The organism is Paenibacillus sp. MER 99-2, assembly GCF_023714095.1.
In the GTDB taxonomy this organism is placed as follows: Bacteria; Bacillota; Bacilli; order Paenibacillales; family Paenibacillaceae; genus Paenibacillus.
Genome location: NZ_JAMAUZ010000013.1, coordinates 36,561 through 57,244, shown reverse-complemented (window position 1 = coordinate 57,244; position 20,684 = coordinate 36,561). Strand labels below are relative to the sequence as shown.

19 protein-coding genes and 1 riboswitch are annotated in these 20,684 nt (G+C 45.2%); of the genes, 17 read left to right on the top strand and 2 right to left on the bottom strand.

The genetic code is table 11. The features are described 5' to 3' along the window. Positions 1-232 precede the first annotated feature (232 nt). Positions 233-487, bottom strand: a complete 255-nt coding sequence (locus tag M3636_RS27715; RefSeq protein WP_024633700.1) for an AbrB/MazE/SpoVT family DNA-binding domain-containing protein — start codon at positions 485-487, stop codon at positions 233-235. Between the two features lie 321 nt (positions 488-808). Here M3636_RS27715 and M3636_RS27710 point away from each other — a divergent pair, with 321 nt between their 5' ends. From M3636_RS27710 to M3636_RS27650, 13 genes are all read left to right on the top strand, one after another. Beyond that, complete coding sequence (locus M3636_RS27710) at positions 809-2,086, top strand: HD domain-containing protein (RefSeq protein ID WP_128099754.1); 1,278 nt, start codon at positions 809-811, stop codon at positions 2,084-2,086. A gap of 367 nt (positions 2,087-2,453) precedes the next feature. Further along, positions 2,454-3,224 (top strand): TatD family hydrolase, encoded by a 771-nt coding sequence (locus tag M3636_RS27705; protein WP_186323602.1) that lies wholly within the window; start codon positions 2,454-2,456, stop codon positions 3,222-3,224. Positions 3,225-3,464: 240 nt separating this feature from the next. Beyond that, a riboswitch (cyclic di-AMP (ydaO/yuaA leader) is annotated at positions 3,465-3,719 on the top strand. 272 nt (positions 3,720-3,991) lie between these two features. Beyond that, a complete protein-coding gene (locus tag M3636_RS27700) occupies positions 3,992-5,191 on the top strand; it encodes a resuscitation-promoting factor (RefSeq protein ID WP_145410351.1) in 1,200 nt (399 codons plus the stop codon). Between the two features lie 157 nt (positions 5,192-5,348). Next, positions 5,349-5,894, top strand: coding sequence for a ribonuclease M5 (gene rnmV / locus M3636_RS27695; RefSeq protein WP_128099756.1), 546 nt, complete (start codon positions 5,349-5,351; stop codon positions 5,892-5,894). Between the two features lie 5 nt (positions 5,895-5,899). Continuing rightward, complete coding sequence (gene rsmA, locus M3636_RS27690; RefSeq protein WP_128099757.1) at positions 5,900-6,802, top strand: 16S rRNA (adenine(1518)-N(6)/adenine(1519)-N(6))-dimethyltransferase RsmA; 903 nt, start codon at positions 5,900-5,902, stop codon at positions 6,800-6,802. 146 nt (positions 6,803-6,948) lie between these two features. Continuing rightward, positions 6,949-7,845, top strand: a complete 897-nt coding sequence (gene yabG, locus M3636_RS27685; RefSeq protein WP_128099758.1) for a sporulation peptidase YabG — start codon at positions 6,949-6,951, stop codon at positions 7,843-7,845. Positions 7,846-7,998: 153 nt separating this feature from the next. Next, a complete protein-coding gene (gene veg, locus M3636_RS27680) occupies positions 7,999-8,274 on the top strand; it encodes a biofilm formation stimulator Veg (RefSeq protein ID WP_056697400.1) in 276 nt (91 codons plus the stop codon). A 238-nt stretch (positions 8,275-8,512) separates the two neighbouring features. Further along, entirely contained in the window at positions 8,513-8,689 is a 177-nt protein-coding gene (locus M3636_RS27675; RefSeq protein WP_056697402.1) for a small, acid-soluble spore protein, alpha/beta type, read from the top strand. 149 nt (positions 8,690-8,838) lie between these two features. Further along, positions 8,839-9,693, top strand: coding sequence for a 4-(cytidine 5'-diphospho)-2-C-methyl-D-erythritol kinase (gene ispE / locus M3636_RS27670; protein ID WP_128104245.1), 855 nt, complete (start codon positions 8,839-8,841; stop codon positions 9,691-9,693). Positions 9,694-10,054: 361 nt separating this feature from the next. Beyond that, positions 10,055-10,882, top strand: coding sequence for a pur operon repressor (purR, locus tag M3636_RS27665; protein ID WP_128099759.1), 828 nt, complete (start codon positions 10,055-10,057; stop codon positions 10,880-10,882). A gap of 188 nt (positions 10,883-11,070) precedes the next feature. Then, complete coding sequence (gene spoVG / locus M3636_RS27660) at positions 11,071-11,355, top strand: septation regulator SpoVG (protein ID WP_017691372.1); 285 nt, start codon at positions 11,071-11,073, stop codon at positions 11,353-11,355. Between the two features lie 391 nt (positions 11,356-11,746). Next, complete coding sequence (gene glmU, locus M3636_RS27655; RefSeq protein WP_483311550.1) at positions 11,747-13,138, top strand: bifunctional UDP-N-acetylglucosamine diphosphorylase/glucosamine-1-phosphate N-acetyltransferase GlmU; 1,392 nt, start codon at positions 11,747-11,749, stop codon at positions 13,136-13,138. Positions 13,139-13,237: 99 nt separating this feature from the next. Continuing rightward, positions 13,238-14,191, top strand: a complete 954-nt coding sequence (locus M3636_RS27650; RefSeq protein WP_017691370.1) for a ribose-phosphate diphosphokinase — start codon at positions 13,238-13,240, stop codon at positions 14,189-14,191. Positions 14,192-14,327: 136 nt separating this feature from the next. Here M3636_RS27650 and M3636_RS27645 read toward each other — a convergent pair whose 3' ends face one another. Further along, positions 14,328-14,528 carry a hypothetical protein gene (locus M3636_RS27645; RefSeq protein ID WP_056697408.1) on the bottom strand — a complete coding sequence of 67 codons (201 nt, stop codon included), beginning with the start codon at positions 14,526-14,528 and terminating at the stop codon, positions 14,328-14,330. 179 nt (positions 14,529-14,707) lie between these two features. Here M3636_RS27645 and pth point away from each other — a divergent pair, with 179 nt between their 5' ends. The 4 genes from pth to M3636_RS27625 all read left to right on the top strand — a co-directional run bounded on the left by pth (position 14,708) and on the right by M3636_RS27625 (position 20,544). Further along, entirely contained in the window at positions 14,708-15,268 is a 561-nt protein-coding gene (pth, locus tag M3636_RS27640; protein WP_128099761.1) for an aminoacyl-tRNA hydrolase, read from the top strand. 101 nt (positions 15,269-15,369) lie between these two features. Beyond that, a complete protein-coding gene (gene fin, locus M3636_RS27635) occupies positions 15,370-15,600 on the top strand; it encodes an anti-sigma-F factor Fin (RefSeq protein WP_128099762.1) in 231 nt (76 codons plus the stop codon). A 278-nt stretch (positions 15,601-15,878) separates the two neighbouring features. Then, the gene (mfd, locus tag M3636_RS27630) at positions 15,879-19,406 is read left to right on the top strand and encodes a transcription-repair coupling factor (RefSeq protein ID WP_251384641.1); all 3,528 of its coding nucleotides are present in this window, start codon (positions 15,879-15,881) and stop codon (positions 19,404-19,406) included. Then, a complete protein-coding gene (locus tag M3636_RS27625; protein WP_128099764.1) occupies positions 19,390-20,544 on the top strand; it encodes a peptidylprolyl isomerase in 1,155 nt (384 codons plus the stop codon). Before mfd ends, M3636_RS27625 begins: the two co-directional genes overlap by 17 nt. Positions 20,545-20,684 lie beyond the last annotated feature (140 nt).

The window sequence follows — 20,684 nt, the reverse complement described above, 5'->3', positions numbered from 1 at the left end:
TATGAGTTATGAAATTGATTCAGGTATATGGCATCAATAGTTAATCTATGTGTTGTCATATTGAATCCACCGCTTACTTCGAATGTGCCTCAAGAGGCAAGACAAGTAGGCTTCTTTGGGTAAATAGACAAAAAAAGACCTTCCAGCGGTGGGGTTCACACCGGGAAGGCAATCAAGGAATATAAAAAGGTTAGAAATAACAATTGAATAAGTCCATTATACCTGATATTTCTTATTTTGTCACAGGTGCAGGGATCTCGGAAATACATTCGTTACAAACAATTTTACCTTTGAAGTAAGTTACGTTCTCAGCATTACCACAGAAGATACAAGCTGGCTCGTATTTTTTCAACATGATGCGCTCACCATCAACATAGATCTCAAGAGCATCCTTTTCACCAATACCCAGCGTACGGCGCAATTCGATTGGAATAACTACCCGTCCCAGTTCGTCGACTTTTCTTACAATACCTGTTGATTTCATCATTATAATCAGTGCTCCTCTCAGCTACTTATCATTGTCATTATTCGACATTATTTTATGTTTTATGATACCCATCATACCAACGATTCCCAAAACAGTCAACCTTAAAATTAGCTTAAAATTAAGGCTGTTTTTGATAAAATTAAGATGGGTAAGGGATTAGAAGCTATTTTTCACATTTAAACACGAAAGTGAGCTTTGTCGATTTGGAAAACATTATAACCCCTGTGTTCGACAACATTCGACAAAGTATGTCGAATCAATGTTGGATTTCGGGGCGGAAACGACAAAACAAAATAAAATAAACTAAAAGGAGTGACAATTATGGAACAGCGTTTAACGGAGGAAAAGGTATTCAAAGATCCCGTACATAATTATATCCATGTGCAAGACCCGATTATCTGGCAGTTGATTAATACCCCCGAGTTTCAACGCCTACGTCGGATTCGCCAACTAGGTACATCGTATCTGACTTTTCATGGAGCAGAACACAGCCGCTTTTCTCATTCGCTAGGTGTGTACGAGATTACACGTAAAATTATTTCACAATTTGAAAGAAGTCATTATTCGGATTGGCCGAAAGAGGAGAAGATTGTGGCTCTCTGTGCTGCCTTACTACATGATTTGGGACATGGCCCATTCTCTCACTCCATTGAAGAAGCATTTGATATGAATCATGAAGATTGGACTTGCCGCATCATTATGGGCGATACCGAGGTAGGGGCCATCTTAAGACGGTATGCGCCAGATTTTCCAGAGAAGGTTGCATCGGTGATACAAAAAACGTACGAAAAACCTATTGTGGTCAATTTGATTACAAGTCCACTTGATGCTGATCGCATGGATTACTTACTTCGCGATGCGTATTTCACAGGTGTTAACTATGGTACGATTGACCTTGATCGGATTTTGCGTATGCTCCGTCCCTACCACGGACGAATCGTGGTCAAGGAGTCGGGTATGCATGCTGTGGAGGATTACTTGATGTCTAGGTACCAGATGTATTGGCAGATCTACTTCCATCCAGTTACCCGCAGTTCTGAGATTATATTGCGTCAAATTTTTAAACGAGCTAAAACGCTGGTGAAGCAGGGATTTAATTTCCGTTTCATGATTGATCCTTTGCCCCAGTTGTTTGAAGGTGAACTTGCTGTTCATGAATATCTGCAACTGGACGAAGCATTGATCCAAACGGCATTCATGCAATGGCGCAAAGAAGACGATGCTGTTCTAAGTGAGCTCTGCGAACGATTTATGGATCGCAGATTATATAAGTATGTAGAGGTAGAACAGATCGATGTAGAGACGATTGAAGAGATGCGAGAAGCTTTCGCCAAGGCAGGATTAAATCCTGAGTATGATCTAGAAATTGATTTTCCGACCGATCTTCCGTATGATGTGTTTCGTCCGAATGAATCGACGGATAAGCAAATCTTGTTGCTTGATCGGCAGGACCAGCTGCACGAGCTATCAGAGGTTTCCGATATTGTCCGTTCAATCAGTGGCATTCATCGTGGAAAGCATCATCTATACTACCCACAGAACAAGGTTGATGCCATTCTTCATGAGTTGCCATCTCATTTGCGCCCCTACTTCTCATGATTTGGGTGGTGCGGCTTTATGCCAAAGTAGCTATGCTAAAAAGCATTTCTAACCTGAGATGTTCTCATGATACAGTAATCTGCTTTAATGGAGAGGATATGTAGATCGACATAATTTTGTAATCTTAGGTTTTTTTATAAAATTATATTTCCCTAAACAGATCTACATATAGAGTATGTTGTCGCTAATTCAATCCACATATTGTAGGTAGTTAGGGTCAAATCGTTTAAAAAAACCTTTATAAGCCCATTTTATCTAACTGAAAAATTCACTTTTTAAAAAAAATTTAATCAGATATGATTGCACGTGCATAAGCGTGAATAGACTATTCAATTTATTCTGATTCGACAGAAAGGGAGAACGAAACATGATGTTATTCGACACCCATACCCATCTAGATGCGCCCCAATTCGACGAGGATCGTGAAGCTATGATCAAGCGGGCTGTTGATGCAGGGATTAGCCGCATGATTAATGTCGGTTTTAACCGAGAAACAATTCCATCCACTATGAAATTAGCCGAGACATATGACTTTATTTACGCAGCTGTTGGGTGGCATCCGGTGGATGCAATCACGATGCAAGAAGGTGACTTGGAATGGATTGCATCTTTATGCAAGCATGAAAAAGTCGTGGCGATTGGCGAGATTGGTTTAGATTATCATTGGGATACGTCACCAAAGGATGTACAGCAGCGTGTGCTTCGACAGCAGATTGGACTAGCTCGTGAGTTGAACATGCCCATCGTCATTCATAATCGGGATGCACATGAGGACATTGTAAAAATTTTGCGAGAAGAAAAGGCTGGAGACGTTGGCGGAGTAATGCACTCCTTCTCAGGTAGCTGGGAAACCGCGAAACTATGTCTTGATCTAGGATTTCACCTCTCATTCGGAGGGCCAATTACGTTCAAAAATGCGAAGCAACCCAAAGAGGTACTGGAGAAGGTTCCGATGGATCGATTTTTCCTTGAAACAGATGCTCCTTATCTGACTCCACATCCATTTCGTGGTAAACGAAATGAGACAGCGCATGTACGTCTGGTTGCAGAAGCAGCTGCGGAAATTAAAGGCATTTCGCTAGAGGAAATTGCCGCAATAACCACCAAAAATGCCATGGAACGATTTGGTATTCGTTAAAAAATGGAGCAAATGGGATGAAAAAGTGAGCTAGACGGAGGTAATTTGCTTTTTGATCCAAATAAATCAAGAATATTACAATATTTTAACCAAATATTTAGAAAAACGTACTTGAACAACGCTTTACAACATGCATCGAAACAGGATATCATCTTTTCAGTGAATTGTTGTGCGGAAAATTGGACAGATGTTCGGGGGATGAACAAAGGGACACTTTCCGATGAACAACATTACTTTCATGAATCAATCTCGCTGAGTCTCCGTTATCGGAGAGCGGGGGAACCAATAGGGCTTAAACATCGGTGAATATAGCCGGTGCGCATCGTTCGCTGACCTAAAAGCAGCGGAATGATCTGCGAAGCCACTATTTGATTTCTTCTTTGGGTCTCGGGGTGAATTCAAGGGCGTCCGCCATGAGCGGGTGACCGGAGATAGGGCGGCTCTCTTTCGCCCGAACCCGACAGCTAACCTCGCAAGCGGAAAAAGAGAGGCAACCTCGTGCATGAATTTCCGATATTCAAAATCATTCGGAAGCCACGAAAGAGTCCTCTTACACTCTTTCTTTGGCTTTTTTTGTTTTTGAATAAAAGAAATACTGTCATCATACGGTAAGTATTCAGGAGGATGACATCATGTTGCGAAGATTGATTCATGGTGCAGAACCGGCTAGGTTGGTCTAACCCGTGTTCTGTAGAAAATCAGGTATAGTCGCGTCAAAGACATCATGCATTACTCTAGACGGCGAGGCTATGAAGGAGGACGGAGAAGTGGGCACATTCCAAACAGAAGAGACCCATGAGTCACGATCATCCAGTAAGTCTTTCGCGTTACGGTGGAAGCATGAGAACATGCGTCAAATGGCATTGATCGCGATATTCTCAATTGCGCTTACAATCATGATCTTGTTAGTCGTTTATGGTCAGGCCGGGAAACAAATTTCGCTGGTTATCGATGGCAAAGCTCAGGCGGTAGAGACTCGTACAGGAATGCTTCAAGAATTGTTAGAGGAGCAGTCAATCACAGTCAGCCCTCACGATCAGGTATCCATGCCCTTGAATGGGGCGATTGCAGATGGAGACCGCATCGTTATTGAGCGGGCCGTTCCAGTAAATATTACGGCAGACGGAGACACCAAGACTCTGTATACAACCGATGCATCGGTAGAAGAGGTAATTCAAAAGTCGGGTATTGAAATTGCAAGCGATGATAAAGTTTACCCTGCACTTGGAACTTCAATCAAAGAGGATATGAAAATCCGTGTAGTGCGTGTAACAAAGCGTACAGTTGATGTGGAGCAGCCCATCGCATTCAAAGTCATCAAAACGGCTGACCCTAGCTTGTACAAAGGTGACAACCGCGTCATCGTGAGTGGTAAAGAAGGTACACTCGTACAACATATTGAGAAAGTGTTCCAAGATGGAGAATTAGTCTCCAAGAAAATGGTAGGCAAGTCGGTATCGACCAATCGCGTAGATAAGGTCATCGCTGTCGGAACCAAAGCTAAACCTGCACCTGTCGTGAAGGAGCCTGAGATCCAGACGGTATCGGCTAGCACTTCGAAGACAAAAACAGCAACAAAAACGGCATCATCGAACTCGGATAAATCTTCTGCCTCGGGCAGCAAAGTTATTACCGTTTCAGGTACTTCTTTTAAGTATTCTAAAGTCCTCAAAAATGTGTCTATGACGGCATATTCTTCTGAAGAGCCTGGCATTGGCACCAAAACAGCCTCCGGTACTCGGGTAACAGAAGGTCGCACTATTGCGGTGGATCCGAAAGTCATTCCCATCGGATGGTGGGTATACATTGAAGGTCTTGGCTTCCGTCGTGCCGAAGATACGGGCGGAGCTATTAAAGGTAATAAGATTGACGTATATTATGACAGTGTGAAGCATGCCATTAACTTCGGACGTAAAAAAGGTAAAACGGTCTATGTGATCGGTCCGGTGAAGCCGGAAGCAAACTAAAATCGTTTTACTTTGAAATGGGAATGCTATAAAATATAAGGCATGAATGATTCATGCGGAATATGCGGCGGGAGGGTCTGAATTCAGTCTCGCCCGCCGTTTGCCAGAGAAGAGGGATATTCCTCTTCTTTTTGCGTTAGAAAGGAAGAATTGGAACATGATAAAAGAAGTGATCGTGGTTGAAGGACGTGACGATACGGTGGCGATAAGGCGCGCCGTTCAGGCGGATACCATTGAAACAGGCGGCTCAGCCATTAATCAGCGGATTCTAAAGCGCATTGCACTTGCTCAGGAGCGAAGAGGTGTCATTGTCCTGACCGATCCAGATCATGCTGGCGAGCGGATACGGAAAATTATTGCCAATAAGGTACCAGGTTGTAAGCACGCCTTCATTCCTGAGGCTGACGCAACGCGCAAAGGAGATATCGGGGTCGAGAACGCTTCGCCAGAAGCTATTCGCCATGCCTTAGCACGTGTGCATACGTCCTATGAAGGAGCACCGAGTCTGATTGATTGGGAGGATCTGATCGCTGCTGGACTCATTGTGCATCCCCAGGCTGCCGCACGTCGCATGGAGATGGGGAATATACTCGGCATCGGATATTGTAACGGGAAGCAGTTTCACAAGCGGCTAAGTGTGTTTCAGATCACCCGAGAAGAATTCTCTGCCGCATTATCGCAAATCGAATGTGAAGGATTGTGAAGTAAATGAAGGGTATGGAAGAGACGTTGGAGATTGCAACACCCAAGCGAACCAAAGAGATTATCCAGAAGCATGGATTTTCATTTAAGAAGAGTCTAGGACAGAACTTCTTAATTGATCAAAATATATTGAACAAGATTGTTAACGCTGCAGATTTGGACGAGTCCAAAGGTGCACTTGAGATAGGGCCAGGAATCGGAGCACTAACGGAGCGGCTTGCTAGGGTTGCAGGTCCTGTAACGGCAGTAGAGATTGATCAGCGGCTCTTGCCGATCTTAGGTGAAGTGATGGAGCCTTATCCCAATGTACGGGTTCATCATGGCGATGTATTGAAGCTGGATCTGGAGGAGTTATTCCGAACGGATTTTGGTCAAGTGGACAAAGTCAGCGTTGTTGCGAACTTGCCTTACTATGTGACAACGCCGATCATGATGAAGCTACTGGAAGAAAAGCTGCCCGTGGACAGCATCGTGGTCATGATTCAGAAGGAAGTAGCTGAACGTATGGCTTCTGCACCTGGTTCCAAGGACTATGGCAGTCTGAGTATTGCCGTACAATACTACAGTGTGCCTGAACTTGTCTGTGTTGTTCCACCAACAGTATTCATCCCACAGCCTAATGTGGAATCCGCGGTTATTAAACTTAAGGTTCGGGAACAGCCTCCAGTGCAGGTGCCAGATGAAGCACACTTCTTCGAGGTGGTACAGGCTTCTTTTGCACAGCGGAGAAAAACCATTTCCAACAACCTAAAATCTCGCTTTTTTACGAAGGATAACCGGGAGCAGGCTGACCAATTATTGGAGCAGGCAGGTATCCAGCCATCTAGACGTGGCGAGACCCTCAGCTTGGAGGAGTATGCAACGTTAAGCACGGTGATGTGGGAAGCTGGAGTTCGTGCAGCGCTATAGGCATTTCAGTACAGGCGACTCCTTATAAACAGGTCTTCTTATGGAATTTGATCTGTAGAATTGTAGGTTTGCTATGTAATGTATTTAAATTCGGATGAACCAATCCGGGTTCTAGCCCATACGATGGGGTAGAGGTGATTATGTTGATGAATATCGGAGACTTGGTCGTTCGAAAGTCATACGGTGGAGATGTGACTTTTCGGGTGGAAGGCCTTCAGGTGGACAGTGCCGTCATTAAAGGTACCGAGTTCCGACTGCTTGCCGATTCCCCAGTGGATGATTTAATACAGGTTCCATATGAACCGCAGAGCGCTAAGACCCGACAGGCGCATGTCAAGGCTCATCAGACGCTTTCTCGTCTGCAGCAAAACCGGATGGAACAGGCAGAGCGTAATCGAGAAGGATTGGTTCAGGAATGGACTCAGCAGCAAGAGCCTGCTTATTTCGAGATGCCTGGCAAAGTACTTCATCTGGACGGAGATCCAAACTATTTGAAAAAAAGCATGAATCTCTACGAGCAGCTTCGCGTTCCTGCAGAGGGACAGTATGTACACGAGTCTGCTATGGCCGATACGTTGTATCATCTTTTACCTAAGGTTCGGCCGGACATTGTGGTTATTACAGGACATGATGGCGTGCTGAAGACTCGCCAGCCTTACGATCTGTATAGTCTGGGAAGCTACAAGAACTCTCAGAACTTTGTGGCAGCAATCCAGGTTGCTCGGCAGTACGAACGTCACCTGGATGCGCTCACGATCGTTGCAGGGGCGTGTCAGTCTCATTTTGAGGCTCTGCTGCGGGCAGGGGCGAACTTCGCCAGTTCACCAGGCAGAATTCTGATTCATGCGCTTGATCCGGTATATGTGGCGGCCAAAGCCTCCTTTACTTCAGTCAGAGATACGGTGAATATGAATGACATTCTGCATAATACCATTAGCGGAAGCCAAGGCGTGGGTGGTGTAGAAACGCGTGGCAGTTACCGTGTCGGGTTACCTGGATTGAACGATTTGTCCACGTTAAAAGTGAACCCATCTGCGGTTTAAGGTTGTGCGAAGAAAGTCCCAGTTTGGGGCTTTTTTTATTTGCAAAAAAATTCATTGACAGGAACTTTTCCATGCTGATATAATAATTGGTTTTGATTTGACATAGACTGTAAATTAAGGTATAATGGACAAGAAAAGAGGTGGTCGTCGACAATGGCTAAAAATACGCTGTTGGATATCAAACGCAATCTCGACGCTCATATAGGTCAGAAAATTATGTTGCGGGCTAATGGTGGCCGCCGTAAGACTATCGAGCGTACGGGTGTATTGGAAGAAACGTACCCTTCTGTTTTTATTGTTAAGCTTGATGAGGAACAAGAAACCTTCAAGCGAGTATCTTATAGTTATGCAGATATACTTACGGAGTCGGTGGAAGTCATGGTATTTGATCCAGGCAGCCAGACGCATAGTTCTTATATGGAGCCGTAAGCATCGTTTTACAGGCGATTCGCCCCACAAGGCGGATCGCTTTTTTATTTTCATAAATGAGGAATTCCATCTCCCCATCTTATTAGGAATGAGGTTTAAGCAGTTACGACATACTACATAGACAGGTTCAAGTGATCCTTAGGATTGTTTCTCCACAATCTTGAGCCTGCTCGTCCGTCATTTCTGCCAATTAACGAACTGGACTAATTGATGAGCTTAATCTAAGGGGGATGGTTGTATGAGCCGCAGAAGAAGAAGTGTAATGTCAGAGGAGCTTAAATACGAACTGGCGAAAGACCTCGGTTTCTACGATACTGTCCAGCAAGAAGGCTGGGGCGGTATCAAGGCCAAAGATGCGGGCAACATGGTGAAGCGAGCGATCCAACTCGCCGAGCAGGCAGCACGCAAATCCTAAATTGAATTCATCTGGTTTGGAGAGCGGGGCAATCCATCAGGATCACCTCGCTTTTTCCCCATAGATGCGGAATAGAAATGACTTGACAGCCCTATTTTGATATAATATGTTAAGTTGTCTTAGGGAAAAGGTGAGGACGGGTGAACGTCTTGAAAATTTACGAAAAAGCGCCTGCTAAAATTAATTTAATGCTTGATGTTTTACATAAAAGAAATGATGGATTCCATGAAGTTGAAATGATTATGACCATGGTCGATTTGGCTGATCGGTTAGAATTCTCCGAGCTTCCTCGGGATACGATCTTTATCTCCAGTCAGGCTGGATATATTCCGCTGGATGAGAAGAACTTGGCTTTTCAGGCAGCTAGGCTGATCAAAGAGCGTTATGATGTTCGATCAGGAGTGCATATTCATCTGGATAAGAAGATTCCAGTCGCTGCCGGTCTTGCAGGCGGCAGTAGTGATGCAGCAGCAACGCTGCGCGGCTTGAATCGTCTCTGGCGTCTAAATATTCCCGATCATGAGCTACAGGAGCTTGGAGCCGAGCTTGGATCAGATGTACCATTTTGCATTACTGGAGGTACCGCTTTAGCAACAGGTCGAGGGGAGAAGCTGACGCCGATCCCCAATCCGCCGCAATGTTGGGTCATACTGGCCAAGCCGCCTATTAATGTATCTACGGCAGATGTGTACGGTCGTTTCCGCAGTGACAAGATTGTTCGCCATCCAAGTGCTGTCAAAATGGAACAAGCGATTCGCAATCAGTCGTTTGCTGAAGTATGTGGACAGATGGGGAATGTGCTTGAAGATGTAACCCTGAAGTTATATCCGGAGGTACAGCATCTGAAGGATGCAATGATCAAATTGGGAGCAGATGGCGTATTAATGTCAGGAAGTGGCCCAACTGTGTTTGGATTAGTGTCGAAGGAGTCCAAGGTAGCACGGATCTATAATGGGCTTCGTGGCTTCTGTAAAGAAGTATACGCTGTGCGAATGCTGACATAGCATTCGCTTTTAGTGGTTGTTCAAAAAGTCCGCTTTTGATTACGAAGGATGCTTGACAGCATCTCAGCATTGAAGATGGGATTCAGCCGAAATAAGCGGGATGCTTACGAAGCTTGTTTCCTTCGGAAACATGTAGTTGCTCACGTAGTTCTGCCTACGCTCCGCTACTCCATTTCTACCTTCATCCCATCTTCTTGGTACTGAAAACCGCCCTTTTTGAACACGAACTTTTAGTGGTTGTTCAAAACAAATTTGCTGTGGAACACCTACTTTTATGATGTACAAACACGTATAAAGGTGATATATTTTTATATAATTATTCGGATTTGGATGTTTTCCGTGATCGTGAGGATGGATCTCTGTGAAGAAATTAAAACGAAGCGCAAGGCTGGTTGAAATGACGCAGTACTTATTGTCTAGACCGCATACGGTGATTCCGCTCACCACATTTGCCGAACGTTATGGAGCTGCGAAGTCGTCAATCAGTGAAGATTTGGCGATTATCAAGGAAGTGTTCGAAGAAGGTGGGTCAGGAGAGCTGCAAACGTTGGCCGGAGCAGCCGGGGGAGTGAAGTGGATTCCTAAGGTGTCCAGAGAACTGGCACTTGCTTTTGCTGAGCGACTCAGTACCCAATTGGAGCAGCCGGATCGGATCTTGCCTGGTGGATACCTCTACATGTCTGATTTGCTTGGTCAACCTGCATTAATGAATGAAGCAGGCAAAATTTTTGCCACTGCATTTGGTAATATGGGCATTGATGTAGTGATGACGGTAGAGACTAAAGGCATACCACTCGCATATGCGACGGGTGCCCAGCTCAACCTGCCTGTTGTGCTCGTACGCAGGGACCATCAGGCTACGGAAGGATCGGCCGTAAGTATCAATTATGTATCGGGTTCACATAAAAGCTTGCATACGATGTCCCTATCGCGCCGGGCGATGCGTGAGCATTCGCGGGTACTTATCGTGGATGATTTCATGAAAGCCGGGGGCACGGTTCAGGGAATGATTGATCTACTCGCTGAGTTTAATGCGACTGTAGCCGGTGTTGGGGTCTTGGTGGAATCTGGTTCTATCGATTCAGAAGAACGCCTGTTGACCGATTATGTATCCTTGGCGAAGTTAACAGCAGTAGATGCGAAGAGCAGACACATTTCCGTCAAGCCTGGCAACTATTTTGATGTGTAGAAAGATGGCGAATAGCATGTCGGGAAAGCTTCTTTTCCATCGACCTGGCACTAACGTTGTCGAATTGTGTATTAAATAAAAAAATTCCTGAAATTAGGACATTTTTATGGTTATAAAAAGAAGGAGTTCGTATAGGCTGTGTGGAATTATACACCAAGTTCTGATGGAAAAAGGTGGTGAACACACACATGCAAATTACGGATGTCAGACTCCGCCGCGTTAACTCGGAGGGGAGAATGAAGGCTATCGCATCCATTACCATCGATAACGAATTCGTCGTTCATGACATTCGTGTCATTGATGGTAACAACGGAATGTTTGTTGCTATGCCGAGCAAGCGGACTCCTGACGGAGAGTTCCGTGATATCGCCCACCCGATCTCTTCCGGTACTCGTGAGAAGATTCAGGCGGCTGTATTGACTGAATATGATCGCGCTGCTACTGAGGAAGAAGTCATTGAAGAAGGTGCCTGAGAACATTATTGGGGTTCGAAGGAAAAGAGAGCCATGTCTTATGGCTCTCTTTTCTTTTTGACCGGAATAAGATATATTCAGTATTGAGTTTATTCGCAGAGTAGTGTTTCATAACAATTCGTTATGAATGTTGGAAGAACAAAAAAGCGCAGCGTGCGCTTGGTGACAGGGCGGCATCTTAGGAATCATGGGATTCGGTTAAGCTCGCAGGTACACGGCGTATACATATAGGTCACGATTGTTGGTGTCCGCGTTGTTACGCGTGAATACAGGACAGCAAGCGATGAACAAGACCGGCGTAGAACCGGCTGAACGATACTCATTGAAAAGGGAGTTATAACCCTAGATTGATGAGATTTTCAGAAACAGGAGGTCGTGAATTTTGAAACGAATGGCTATTGTTCTTGCCGCAGGGCAAGGAAAACGGATGAAATCCAAATTGTACAAAGTACTGCATCCCGTATGTGGTAAACCGATGGTGGGTCATGTGCTTGATGCGGCTCTACGCGCAGGCGTAGAACGCAGTGTAGTCGTGGTAGGCCATGGTGCCGAAGCGGTGCAGTCATTTTTGGGTTCAAGAGCAGAATACGCTCTTCAGGCAGAACAACTGGGAACAGGTCATGCCGTTCAACAGGTGAAGGCTCTGCTTGGTAATGAAGCCGGATCGACGATTGTAGTCTGCGGTGACACTCCGCTTGTAACGAGTGAAACGCTGGAAGGTCTAATGAAGCTTCATGAGAGTCGCGGTGCAGCAGCTACCGTGCTTACAGCTGAATTGGACAATCCCAAAGGATACGGACGCGTTATTCGCGGAGAAGATGGTTCTGTGCAACGAATTGTGGAGCAGAAGGATTGTAATGAACAGGAAGATGCTGTGAAGGAGATTAACACAGGCACTTACTGCTTCGATAATGCAAAACTGTTCGCAGCTTTGGAGAAAGTAACGAATCAGAATGCCCAAGGAGAGTACTATCTTACTGATGTTGTTGGCATTTTTAAGAGCGGTGGAGAAGTGGTCGAAGCCTACATGTCAGATGATATTGCAGAATCGATCGGGGTAAATGACAGACTTGCTCTTTCACAAGCCGAAGCATTCATGCGTGAACGTCTAGCCGTTAAACATATGTTGAACGGTGTTACAATCATCGATCCGTCATCGACATATATCGGAGCGGATGTTACGATTGGATCAGACACAGTGCTGTACCCAGGAACCATTCTTAAGGGCACGACTTCCATTGGTGAAGCTTGTCATATTGGTCCGCATGCAGATATCGAAGACAGCAGTATTCAGGATGGAGTTACAATTAAACATTCTGTGCTGTTGAAAGCTGAGGTTGGTGCCGAAGCTTCTGTAGGTCCATTTGCTAACTTGCGTCCAGGAACTAAATTGGGCCGCAGTGTAAAAATTGGTGACTTTGTTGAAGTGAAAAATGCTACAATTGATGAAGGCTCCAAAGTGTCTCACCTTAGTTATATTGGGGATGCTCAAGTAGGGAAAAACGTAAATGTTGGTTGTGGTGCAATAACGGTCAATTATGATGGTTATAATAAGGCTGTGACAACCATTGAAGATGATGCCTTTGTAGGCAGCAACGTCAATTTGATTGCACCCATTACGGTAGGAAAAGGCGCTTATGTCGTTGCAGGCTCTACCGTTACCCATTCCGTTCCCGAAAATGATCTCGCCATTGCTCGTCCACGCCAGGAGAACAAACCGGGTTATGCGGAGAAGATCCGTGGACGTGCCAAAGCCAAGAAACAAAACGCCAAACCCGAATAAGGGTTTTGATAACAACATTGCCTCCCGATTTTTGGGAGGTGCCGACATGTCGCAGACGCTTATAGATTCCAATGAACCAGCACGGAGGGTTTTTATTTTATGACTTATTTTGATTCGAAATTAAAAATATTTACTTGCAATTCTAACCCAAAGCTTGCCCATCAAATTGCTGATTATATCGGAATTCCTATGGGTGAATCTCACACAACCAGCTTCAGTGATGGTGAGATCCAAGTGAAGCTCTCCGAGAGCGTACGGGGTTGTCACGTTTATATCGTGCAGTCAACCTGTTTGCCAGTTAACGACAACTTGATGGAAATGCTCGTCATGATTGATGCACTTAAACGTGCTTCTGCCAAAACAATTAACGTTGTAATTCCTTATTATGGCTACGCTAGACAAGATCGCAAAGCACGTTCCCGTGATCCTATTACAGCGAAGCTGGTAGCTAATCTGATTGAAAAAGCAGGCGCAACGCGTGTAATCGCGATGGATCTTCACGCTATGCAAATTCAAGGATTCTTCGATATTCCAGTTGATCATCTGCTTGGTGTACCGATTCTGGCACAATACTTCCGGTCGAAACAGATCGAAAACCCAGTTGTCGTATCACCTGACCATGGTGGCGTAGTCCGTGCACGGAAACTCGCTGACTTCCTGAACGCACCGCTGGCTATTATTGACAAACGTCGTCCTGAGCCGAATGTCAGTGAGGTCATGAACATCATTGGTAACATTGAAGGTAAGACGGCAATCCTGATCGATGATATCATCGATACAGCAGGAACGATTGTATTGGGGGCAAATGCTTTGATGGAAGGCGGCGTAAAGGAAGTATACGCATGCTGTACTCACCCAGTATTGTCTGGCCCTGCTATGGAACGTCTGGAGAATGCACCATTGAAGGAAGTTATCGTAACGGATACGATTCCGATTACGCATGCTAACCCGACAAGCAAACTCAAAGTGTTGTCTGTAGCGCCTTTACTCGGAGAAGCAATTATCCGGGTTCATGAGGAATTATCAATCAGCAAGCTGTTTGAAATTGAATAAGGATGTCTGCATAAAGTAGTAGAGGGGTTACGTTTTCCGGTTCAACCGGAAAATGTAACCCCTGTCGGCGTGCCGTATGATAAAAGTGAAAACCGCCCTGTTATCTTCTATATATGTTTGAACTAAACTTATATATCTAATAACCGGGGCGGGAAATGAAACGGAATCGGCGCCGATGGAAAAGCGTGTCGGCAATTTCGACAAATTGATTATCGAAGCGTGTAATTAATCCAATCTCAATATGAGTGTCGCGGTCGTATACCTGTACAGGTACGTGATATTCAAGATGATAGATAAAATCGCTATGTTGAGTCAGTTGTCCAGTGTCTTCGCGCAAAACCCGCTCACCTTCCTGGGTTAATAAAATATATGATGTATACACGTATATAAGATCAATTAAACATGCGGCATTTGAAATTATATATCGCAAAACGGAACTTCACTTTCTAGATATTATATGAAATATCACAAATGAAGTCTATGCTACAGCTCAAGTGATGCCAAGGAGGAAACGAGATGAAGTGGATTGTTGGCCTCGGAAACCCGGGCTCTAACTACGCCAAAACCCGTCATAATATTGGCTTTATGGCGCTCGATCGACTGGCAGATCGTCATAATATCTCCATTACCCAGAGTAAATGCAAAGCGTTGATTGGAGAGGGCAACATTGGCGGTGTCAAGACGGTATTGATTAAACCAATGACATTCATGAATTTGTCCGGTGAGTCGGTACGAGCCTATATGGATTTTTATAAAGTAAGTCTGGAAGACCTGATCGTGGTGTACGATGACATGGACACGGAAATTGGTAAAGTGAGATTGCGGTATCAAGGTAGTGCTGGTGGACATAACGGAATTAAGTCTATTATTCAGCACACAGGTACTCAGCAGTTTAACCGGGTACGCATGGGAATATCCCGTCCAGAACCTGGACACGCCATTGTAGACTATGTTCTTTCGACATTCATGAAGAAGGAAAAGGAAGCACTCGAACAGACGATTGAACAGACCTGTGATGCACTTGAACATAGCCTGAGTCATACGTTTGAGCAAACGATGGCTAAATTCAACGGATAGTTGTTGATTCTAGCATTATTGGCAAAAATGATCATAAACCGGGTTCGATTCGGCCTTAATGGGCATACTGGACGTATAAACTAGGTTCAGGAGGCATAAACATGTCAGTGAATTATGTATGTAGGCATTGCCGTACCTTTATAGGACAAATCGATTCTACCCGTATAACGGAAGCGCAATTAGGCTTTCATTTCTTGACCCCCGACGAGCGTAGGGATATAATAGCGTATAATTCGGGTGGAGATATCACCGTTCGGATTACATGTGACTATTGCAAAGAAGCACTGGAACTTAATCCTGAGCTGAGTCTGCTCGCTAGTCCTCTTCAATAGAGTGACGTGGTAGCGACAATACGTAATGACAGATGATGGAGGTAGCGGAATACCGCTCCACCTTTATAGCCTTGGCAGCCTGCTGAGGCTTCTTTTCAGTTGAACTGGAATCGTATTTCGGTTGATCAACGTCACGGTATATCAAGCCGATGTGGCAAAACAGCAAATAATCCTTTATGATGAAACAGGGTAAAAAGGGATTTGTATCCAATTTTAAGAATGTTGTATTGCGCTTAGTGCGCTAGATAACCAAGTAAGTTATAAGAGAGGTGCCCCTTTTGTTACAAGCACTTATACAAGCTTTTTCCAAAGATCCTGACTTCGGATCCATTACCGCCGGTATTACATCAGGGATGAAAGAGCAGTTGGTGTCCGGGCTTTCCGGATCAGCACGTCAAATCATGCTGGCTGCCTTACATCAAGAGATGAACCGGCCTTTGCTCGTCGTTACGCACAATATGTTTGCTGCACAAAAAATTGCAGAAGATTTACAGGAAGCGCTTTCACCCGATCGAGTGTTACTCTATCCTGCCAATGAACTTGTCGCCGCTGAAGCTGCTGTTTCCAGTCCGGAAACACTAGGTCAGCGTATTGATGTGTTGGTTCGCTGCGCCCAAGGTTTTCGGGGCGTTGTTGTTATTCCTTTTTCCGGAGTACAGCGATATCTTCCACTTCCAGAAGTCATGGCAAACGCCCAAATCACAGTTAAACAAGGAAGCACGCTAGAGCTGGATACTTTCCTGCTGGAGATGGTGAAGCTGGGATATGAGCGCGTAGAACGTGTAGAATCCCGTGGTGAAATGAGTGTACGTGGTGGAATCATTGACTTCTATCCAGTTACATCACCGATTGCTTACCGGGTGGAGTTATTTGACGATGAGATTGATTCGATTCGAACCTTTGACCCTACGGATCAGCGCTCTATTGAGCGGATAGAAGAAGTCGTTGTATTGCCGTGCAAAGAGTTGATCGCAGATCGTGAACGCATGGAGAAGGCTGCGGATGCGGCCGTTATTTTGCTGGAACAACAGCTTGAGAAGATGACAGATCGGCAGGCGAAGCTGCGTCTTCGTGAGGAGATTCATCGCGAAATTGAGATGCTCCGTCAGCATGTTTACTTCTCCGAGATGTATAAATATATCTCACCACTCTATCCGGAACACCAGACCATTTACGACTACATGCCTGAGGATACGTTACTTGTACTTGATGAGCCTGCAAGACTTGCCGAGACGTCTAAACAGTTGGATCGGGATGAATCCGAATGGAACCTGCATTTGATGCAAAATGGAAAGACACTGCCTGACCTGCATCTATCGGCTGATGGGGATGAGCTGCTGTATGAGCGTCCATTCCAGACGATATTTATGTCCATCTTCTTACGTCAGGTTCCACACACGCAGCCTCAGAACATTCTGAACTTTATCAGCCGGGGGATGCAGGATTTCCATGGTCAGATGAATGTACTTAAGGCAGAGATGGAGCGCTGGCAGAAAGCTGGAGTTCATGTATTGATGCTGGCGAGTGGCGAGGAAAGGCTCGACCGTATGCGCCGTGTATTGTTGGATTATGACATACCAGAACCTGAGATGCTCATTGGTAATTTGCAGACAGGATTCGAGATGCCATCCATTCAACTGGCGGTTGTTACGGAAGGGGAGATGTTCTCCCAGAAGCAGCGGAAAGCACGGAAACCGATTCGAAATGTGGACAATGCGGAGCGAATTAAATCATATAGTGAGCTAAAAGTGGGCGATTATGTCGTTCACCAAAATCACGGTATTGGTAAATACATGGGGATTGGTACCCTTGAGGTAGCCGGGATCCATAAGGACTACATGCATATTTTGTATGCAGGTGGAGACAAACTGTCTGTACCGATCGAGCAGATTGATCTGATTCAGAAATATGTGGGCTCAGAAGAGAAGGAGCCTAAGATTTACAAGCTCGGTGGTAACGAATGGACACGGGTAAAAAACAAAGTTCGTTCATCGGTTCAGGATATTGCTGACGATCTAATCAAACTTTATGCGGAGCGGCAAACGTCCAAGGGATACGGCTTCGAGAAGGACTCTGCAGAACAGCAGGAGTTCGAGGACATGTTCCCGTATGATGAGACGCGTGACCAGATGCGTGCAATTGAGGAAATTAAGAAAGACATGGAACAAAACCGCCCAATGGATCGTTTATTGTGTGGGGATGTCGGATACGGTAAAACCGAGGTTGCGATCCGTGCAGCCTTTAAAGCAGCGATTGAAGGGAAACAGGTGGCTGTGCTCGTGCCTACCACAATCTTGGCACAACAGCACTATGAGACATTCCGTGAACGCTTCTCAGGTTACCCGTTCAATATTAACGTGCTTAGCCGCTTCCGTTCGCGCAAAGAACAAAATGAGACAGCCAAGGGCATCAAGCAGGGTACGGTTGACATTGTTATCGGCACACATCGCTTGTTATCACAGGACCTTGTGTTCAAGGATCTGGGATTGCTCATCGTGGATGAGGAGCAGCGCTTTGGTGTAACGCATAAGGAAAAATTAAAAAAACTTAAAACAAACGTGGATGTGTTGACCCTTACGGCAACGCCGATTCCACGTACATTACACATGTCTATGCTTGGAGTCCGTGATCTGTCTGTCATCGAGACACCCCCAGAGAACCGGTTCCCTGTGCAGACCTATGTGGTTGAACACAGTCAAGCGCTGGTTAGAGAAGCGATCGAGCGCGAGCTGGCTCGTGGCGGTCAGGTTTATTACCTGTACAACCGTGTTCAAGGCATCCAAGAAATGGCCGCTGAAATTTCTGAGTTGGTTCCAGAAGCCAAGGTTGGTGTGGGACATGGTCAGATGTCTGAAACGGAGCTGGAGAAGACGATTCTCGACTTCTTGGATGGCGAGTATGATGTGCTGGTCAGCACCAGTATCATTGAGACAGGTGTCGATATTCCAAACGTTAATACGTTAATCGTTCATGACGCGGACAAAATGGGGCTCTCCCAGTTGTATCAGTTGCGTGGACGTGTGGGTCGGTCTAACCGGATTGCGTATGCGTACTTTACGTACCAACGGGATAAGGTACTGACTGAAGTGGCAGAGAAACGGATGCAATCCATTAAGGAATTCACCGAGCTGGGCTCTGGATTCAAAATTGCAATGCGTGACTTGTCGATTCGAGGTGCAGGTAACCTGCTTGGAGCAGAGCAGCATGGCTTCATTGCTTCCGTGGGATTCGATCTGTATTCTCAGATGCTTGCTGAGGAAATTAATAAACGGAAAGTGACAATGCTGGGTGAAGAGCCTGTACCTTCCGACCAATGGAATACAACGCTTGATCTTAGTATTGATGCATATTTGCCGTCGGATTATATCTATGACAGCATCCAGAAGATTGAGATTTACAAAAAGGTGGCCGTCATCTCTTCCTTCGACGATGCAATGGAGCTGGAAGATGAGTTAGTGGATCGTTTCGGTGATCTGCCAGAAGCCGTTATTAACCTAATGGCTGTAGCAAGGCTCAAAGTCTACGGCAAAATCTATGGAATAGAATCGATCACACAGCGTGGAGATGACCTTACTGTGAAGTTTTATGAAGGTCGTGAGCATGCATTCGAGCTCTCCAATATTGCACACATTGGAAATCAGTTCGAAAGACGTGTACAATTTGAACAAGGACCCCATATGCTTATTCATGTCAAAGGCAAGGGGCTTGGGGACAAGCAACTCATGGAGCTGGTGGAGAAATTCCTAGAATCCATGAAAAGTGCTTTTAAATCAAAGGGGGAACTAAAAGATGTTACAAAAGTATAAAACAGTGAGGAAAGTACTGTCCGTGGGTATGATTGCAGTGCTGTCCGTATCACTGCTAGCAGCATGCGGTAAGAAGGAAGAAGCACAAACACCGGAACCAACAGACACAAGTGCAGTTGTAGCAACGTATGATGGCGGCACAATCACAGCCAATGAATTCGACATGGAACAGCGTGTAATGAAATTCTTGTACCCAGAGTATGCACAAATGATGGACATGGATGACTTCAAGGATTACTTGGTTCGCCAAGAAATTGCATACAAATATCTGAGTGAAAATGCGAGCGACGAAGCGAAAGCAGAAGGTGCCAAAGTGGCTACTGAGCAATTCGACAAAATGAAAGCTCAAGTTCCAGAAGAACAATGGCCGGAAATGCTGAAGGCGCAGAACCTGACGGATGATAACATCAAGGATTATATGACTCGGATCATGACCGTGATTAAGGATAAAGAGACTGGCGTCACAGAAGACGACATGAAAGCCGAGTTCGATAAAAATAAAGAGCAGTACACGACAGCTTCCGTTCGTCACGTACTGATCAACTTCACAGATCCAAAAACACAAAAAGAGCGCAAAAAAGAAGATGCGCTTAAAATTGCCAAAGAAGTGAAAGCTAAACTGGATGGGGGAGCAGATTTCGCAGAAATCGCGAAGGAGTACTCCGAAGATCCAGGCTCTGCAGACAAAGGCGGTTTGTATGAAAATGCTGCAGTGTCTCAATGGGTAGAAGCATTTAAACAAGCGGCAATCACATTGCCTTTGAATAAAATTAGTGATCCTGTGGAAACCGAGTATGGTTACCATGTCATGAAAGTAGAAGCACGTACAGATGCTTATGACAAAATGACAGCAGAGCAAAAAGATAGCATTAAGAGCTCTATTGCGGCTGCCAAAATTGATACATTCATGACAGGTGGCGAATTGGATAAACTCGTAAAAGAAGTGAACCTGCCAAAAACAGACAAAGCTGAAGAAGGCAGCACTGAAGGTACGGATGGAACAGGTACAGACACACAAACAGGAACCGAAGGTGAATCCAAAACGGATGACACTAAAGGTACAGATACCAAAACAGATGCAGGTACAACAGATAAAGATGCAACAACAAATGAAGGAACAGATTCAAGCAGCAAGTAAGGGATTAAACGTTGCATAAGCTGCCATCTGGACAAGCATGATAAGGAGTAAGGGGGACTTATAGCCTCCCTTGCTCCTTTTTGTATTTAATCTCAGAGCGCCTAGGTAGATGGTCACCTTCTTGCAAAAGAACACAACTA